The following is a 3,816-nucleotide window of genomic DNA, read 5'->3' on the forward strand; positions in this document are numbered from 1 at the left end:
TGGCGAGGGCATCCGGAAGGCAGTCGATGCGGACCATCGCGGCGGTGGCGTCGGCCGGGGGCCCCTCCCGGACACCCGGCAAGGACGCGGGGCCGGGCGCGTCCCGGGCCGGCGCGAAGGGCGCCGGGCAGGGCGCCGTACAGGGCCGGCTGCGCAACCTCTCCTCGGGGCTGTGCGTCGGCGTCGCCGGCGAGAAGACGGTCCAGGACGCCGAGGCCGAACTCGCCGCCTGCTCCACGACGCCGAGCCAGCAGTGGCGCTACGAGACCGACGGACTGCTGCGCAACGCCGCCGCCCCCGAACTGTGCCTGGACTCCCAGCTCGGCTACTCGGTCCGGCTCGCCCCCTGCACCGCCACCGGCAAGGCCGGCAGGTACATCCGCTACGACTTCACCCTCCAGGGCGTCCTCGTGCCCCGCTGGAACCAGGAGCTGGCCCTCGCCCCGGCCGCAACCGACGGCTCCGGTGCCCTCGTCGTCAAGAACCGCGCCCCCGGCTCCACCCAGCGCTGGTCCGTCGACACCGCCAAGCCCGACCTGCAGATGCAGAACGTCAACTGGGACAGCCACAGCGGCACGTCACCGGCCCCCACCACGCGGCAGCCCACCCCGTCCGGGGGCGCCACCGCCCCCAGAGCCTCCAGGAATCCGTCACCGGCCCCCACCCCGACGGCCACAGGTTCCCGCCCGGCACCGGCGCCCTCCACCACCTACGACCCCTGCTCCCAGTACCCGTACTACTGCGACGGTGGCGGCGGCGGTTGGGGCGGTTGGGGCGGCGGACGCCATCACCGCTGAGTCAGGGGTGGTGCGGCGGCGGTGGCGGGATCGTCGCCAGGCCGGGGGCCGGTTCGGGCCACACCAGCAGCACGGGGCAGGGCGCGTGGTCGACGGCGAACCGGACCGGCGGGCCGAGACTGCGCGGCCCGAGCCGGGAGCGGTCCCCGTCCCGCGCGAGCACCAGCAGATCGGCCCCCTCGGCGGCGGCCACCACCTCCCGCTCGACCCGGCCCGAACGCTCCTCGCGGGCACAGGGCCGGCCCAGCCGCTCGGCCGCCGCGTCGAGCAGTTCGGCCGCCGAACTCCCGCCGAGCGCCTCCAGGCGGGTGCCCGGGTCCCGCTCGGGACGGCCCCGGCCGAGCAGCCCGGCGAACGCGCCGTGCGCGACCTCCGGCACATCCGGCCCGCTGACGTGCAGCAGCACCACCTCCGCCGTATCCGGCGCGTGGGCGCGCACGGCGTCCACACAGGCGGGCCAGGTGCCCTCGACGAGCCAGACGATCACACGCATCCGGGTCGGCCTCCATAGGCGCGCAGCCGCGGTCAGAGAATCTGGAGCGCCCCCCACAGTGCCACCACCGACGCCGCGAGGGAGGACGGCACGGCGAGCGCGCCCAGCCGGGTGAACTCCCCGAGGCCCACGCCGTGCTCGTGCTGGTGCACGATCCGCCGCCACAGCAGTGTGGCCAGCGAACCGGCGTAGGTCAGGTTCGGGCCGATGTTCACCCCGAGCAGCACCGCCAGTACCGCGCCCGGACCCGCCGACGCCGTCAGCGGCAGCAGGACCAGCACCGCGGGCAGGTTGTTGACGAGGTTCGCCAGCACGGCGGCCAGCGCGGCGATCCCGAGCAGCGCCGGCAGCCCGGTGCCGCTCGGCACCACCCTCCCCAGCACGTCCGCGAGCCCGTTGTCGACGACCGCCCTGACCACGATGCCCAGCGCCAGGACGAACGCCAGGAACGCCGGGGCCGCCGCCCGCACGACGGTCAGGGGGGTCGCCCTGCCGCGCAGCAGCGCCCGCCCGGCCAGCACCAGCGCGCCGGCCGCGGCGACCCACGCGGGCTGCACGCCGAACGCCGACGCCACCACGAACCCGGCCAGCGTGCAGCCCACGGTCACCAGCGCGAACAGGGGCAGCCGGGGTGCCTCGCCGGTGTCCCGGCCCGCCGGTGCCGCCGCCGCGAGGTCACGGGCGAAGAACCGCCGGAACACGAGGTACTCGGCGCCGATCGCCACCAGCCACGGCAGCGCCATCAGCGCGGCGAACCGGGTGAAGGTCAGCCCGCTCGCCGCGAACGCCAGCAGGTTCGTCAGATTGGACACCGGCAGCAGCAGCGACGCGGTGTTCGACAGATGGGTGCAGGCGTACACATGCGGCTTGGGCCGTACGCCCGTCCGCGCGGCCGTGGCGAAGACCACCGGGGTGAGCAGCACGATCGTGGCGTCCAGACTGAGCACGGCCGTGATGGCCGAGGCGAGGGCGAAGACGGCCGTCAGCAGCCGCACCGGACGACCCGCCGCCCACCGGGCCGTCCACGCCCCGCCCGCCCGGAACAGCCCCTCCACGTCACAGAAGTGGGCGAGCACCAGCACCGCCGCCAGGAACCCGACCACCGGTCCGAGCCGCTCGGCCTCGGCCCGGGCGTGGTCGAGCGGGATCGCGCCGGTGAGGACGACGATCGCGGCGGCCGGGACGGCCGGCACCGCCTCCGGCCACCCGAAGGGCCGGACCACGGCCCAGGCGAGCACGGCGGCGAGCAGCACGGCGGACAGCGCTTCGGCGAGCGGGGGGTTCAGGGCGGGCCCTTCCGGAGTCGATCACATGGTGCCCGCCCATGAAAACAGACGACCTGGGACGGACTACGACGACCGGGTGCCCGCCGCGCCCAGGAACTCGGCCCAGCCGCCCACCGGGGCCTGCCCCGGCACGAGCGTGCGCAGCTTGCGCAGCACCGCCGGGTCCTGCGCCTCCAGCCAGGCCACGAGCTGCTTGAAGGACACGAACCGCACGTCGTCGTACGCGGCCATCTTCCCGATCGCCTCCTCGACGGCGTCCATGTAGATGCCGCCGTTCCAGCGCTCGAAGTGGTTGCCGATGAAGAAGGGGGCGCGGTTGCTCTCGTACGCCCGGTGGAACCCGGCCACATAGGTGTCGCGGGCCTGGGCCCGCCAGGCGTCGAACTGGCCCCTGTCGCCGAGCGGGTTGCCGCCGGACTGGTTGAACATCATGTTGTAGTCCATCGACAGCACCTGGAAGGAGTGGCCGGAGAAGGGTATGGACTGCAGCGGGAAGTCCCAGATCCGGCCGCCCTGCACCTTGCCCGGCCAGATCTGCAGGCCGCCGGGGGAGCTGGCGTCGTACTTCCAGCCGAGCGCGGCGGCGGTGGGCAGCAGGTTGGTCTGGCCCTCCAGACAGGGGGTGCGGCCGCCGATCAGCTCCTTGCGGTAGTCGAAGGGGAGCGGCTCCAGGTCGGTGAAGCCGGTGTTGGTCCTCCACTTGGTGACGAAGTCGACGGCCTGGTCGATCTCGCTGCGCCACTCGGCCGGGGACCAGTTGCGCACACCGGTCGCGCCGCAGAAGTGCCCGTTGAAGTGGGTGCCGATCTCATGCCCCTCCAGCCAGGCCGCGCGCACCTGCTGGAGGGTGGCGTGGATGTGCCGGTCCGCGAGGTAGCCGATCGCGGAGGCGCCGACCGGGTGCTGCGGGGGGCGGTACAGGTGCTTCTTGGACTCCGGCAGCGTGTAGATGCCGCTGAGGAAGAACGTCATCTTCGCGCCGTGGTCGGCGGCCACCTTGCGGAACCGGGAGAACAGCTGGTTGCTCAGCTCGCCCGCGCCGTCCCAGGAGAACACCACGAACTGCGGGGGCTTCTGGCCCGGCTTCAGCCGGTCCGGCGCCGGCTGGTGCGGCTGGGCGCCGGTGTCGGCGGTGGAGCCGTCACCGATCGGCTTCCCCTGCCGGGCCTGCGCGGTGCCCTTGCCGCCCGCGTCCGGTGCGCCGACCGAGAGGCCGGTGCCGGACGAGCAGGCCGCCAGC

The 3,816-nt window shown here is 74.2% G+C and carries 4 protein-coding genes; 1 reads left to right on the top strand and 3 read right to left on the bottom strand.

Features of this window, described 5'->3' with window-relative positions; all coding sequences use genetic code 11:
• Nucleotides 1-797 (top strand): RICIN domain-containing protein (locus ACWEN3_RS43225; protein WP_452983255.1); only part of this gene is annotated, 797 nt, incomplete at its 5' end.
• A gap of 1 nt (nt 798) precedes the next feature.
• On the opposite strand, the gene ACWEN3_RS43230 is transcribed toward ACWEN3_RS43225, so the two are convergent.
• From ACWEN3_RS43230 to ACWEN3_RS43240, 3 genes are all read right to left on the bottom strand, one after another.
• The gene (locus tag ACWEN3_RS43230; protein ID WP_452983258.1) at nt 799-1,290 is read right to left on the bottom strand and encodes a universal stress protein; all 492 of its coding nucleotides are present in this window, start codon (nt 1,288-1,290) and stop codon (nt 799-801) included.
• Between the two features lie 32 nt (nt 1,291-1,322).
• Nucleotides 1,323-2,576 carry an SLC13 family permease gene (locus ACWEN3_RS43235; RefSeq protein WP_452983263.1) on the bottom strand — a complete coding sequence of 418 codons (1,254 nt, stop codon included), beginning with the start codon at nt 2,574-2,576 and terminating at the stop codon, nt 1,323-1,325.
• A 63-nt stretch (nt 2,577-2,639) separates the two neighbouring features.
• Nucleotides 2,640-3,815, bottom strand: coding sequence for a hypothetical protein (locus tag ACWEN3_RS43240; protein ID WP_452983261.1), 1,176 nt, complete (start codon nt 3,813-3,815; stop codon nt 2,640-2,642).
• Nucleotide 3,816: the final 1 nt, after the last annotated feature.

This window comes from Streptomyces sp. NPDC004561, from assembly GCF_053602155.1.

Excerpts from the sequence above, each read along its gene's own strand:
- ACWEN3_RS43230 (WP_452983258.1), bottom strand. The coding sequence starts at position 1,290 with ATGCGTGTGATCGTCTGGCTCGTCGAGGGCACCTGGCCCGCCTGTGTG.